Origin of the sequence: Kribbella catacumbae DSM 19601 (assembly GCF_000372465.1) — a bacterium.
In the GTDB taxonomy this organism is placed as follows: domain Bacteria; phylum Actinomycetota; class Actinomycetes; order Propionibacteriales; family Kribbellaceae; genus Kribbella; species Kribbella catacumbae.
In genome coordinates this window covers 1-1,195 of record NZ_AQUZ01000147.1, presented here as the reverse complement: position 1 = coordinate 1,195, position 1,195 = coordinate 1, and the positions used below count along the sequence as shown (strand labels likewise).

At 61.3% G+C, this 1,195-nt stretch carries 1 protein-coding gene; it reads left to right on the top strand.

Annotation, left to right across the window (positions count from 1 at the left end):
• The first annotated feature begins 218 nt into the window (after positions 1-218).
• On the top strand, positions 219-932 hold the full coding sequence (locus A3ES_RS0145665) for a hypothetical protein (RefSeq protein WP_157631106.1): 714 nt from the start codon (positions 219-221) through the stop codon (positions 930-932).
• Positions 933-1,195 lie beyond the last annotated feature (263 nt).

Genomic DNA, 1,195 nt, shown 5'->3' with positions numbered 1-1,195 from the left:
CAGGCATCAAGACCCTACGAGCACGCGCTCGCAAACCCGAACGTGCGCTGCTGGCGCTCGCATCGTAGGAAGATCAACTTTGCAACCGCCCTGGTCCGCAACCCGCCAGATCAGAGGTATGGCAAAGTGGGCCAAGGCGAACGGGTACAAGTTCGTCATCAGGGTCAACCGCGGAGTCAACCTCAGCAAGACGCTCAGACAGATGGCGAAGGATGGCGATGTCAAAATCTCGCGCTATTGACGCTAGCCACCGCCAGGCCTTCCTCGCGATGGCGGGCGACCCCGATCCCGAGTACCTCCAGGCCGAGGCGCAGCTCGCCGCCGAGTTAGGTGTAGAGCTCGACCCGGGCGAGCACTTCGGCGAGGACTGGGTACTCACGCCAGACGAGACAATGGTCGCCCGCTGCCGGAAGGTCATCGATTCCGAACCTGCACCCATCGTGCTCGACCTGCTGGTAACCGCACTCCAATGGTCCTATCACCGCAAAGCAGTCCACCAACTGCTGACCGACATCGCACGGCTAACCGTCACCCGCTGGGTCGCCGGAGAACGCGGCTTGGACCAGGCTGAGGGGCTGCGAGATGTGTCGCATGCCTATCGGTACGGGGCCAGGGCCGAGGATCTCGATCTGATCCTGCAGATGTGTAACGAGCCAAGTCTTGATGAGCCAGGCGAGGGAGGCGAACTCTTCTGGGGATCCTGGTTCGACTCACTGGCCAAGATGAAGGACCCCCGCGCGGCGGACTTCTGCAGAGACATCATCGCCAACGACCTCGGCCGCTGGACTGATTTACGTACCTACGCCGCGGTGCCCATCGTCGGCAAAGCCTGGCAGCCAACCGACAGCGCACTGATAGAACCAATAGCCAAGAATCACCCAGACTCACAACTACGCCGCACCGCCAAACGGATCCTCGACAAACAGACGTAGCCCGTCAACGTCAAAGATCCTCCCGCTCCCATGATGCCGGTCTCCCGGTCGGCTAGCGGTGCACTGACGCGAATCCGAAGTCTTCGCGACCTCTGTGCAGCAACACATCCGCCGCTTAGTCCATGGTGTGAAGTGGTCCCGCTTCCGTTGACGGTGGACTTCGGGTTCACTGAGGTTTTCTCACCAGGTGTTTGACAGGGCCGGCGATGCGATTGCCTGAGGCAACGGTGTGGTGAACGTGTGCGTGTCGTGACGTTGGCGTG

Coding starts and splice junctions, on each gene's coding strand:
- A3ES_RS0145665 (WP_157631106.1), top strand. CDS start 219: ATGTCAAAATCTCGCGCTATTGACGCTAGCCACCGCCAGGCCTTCCTC.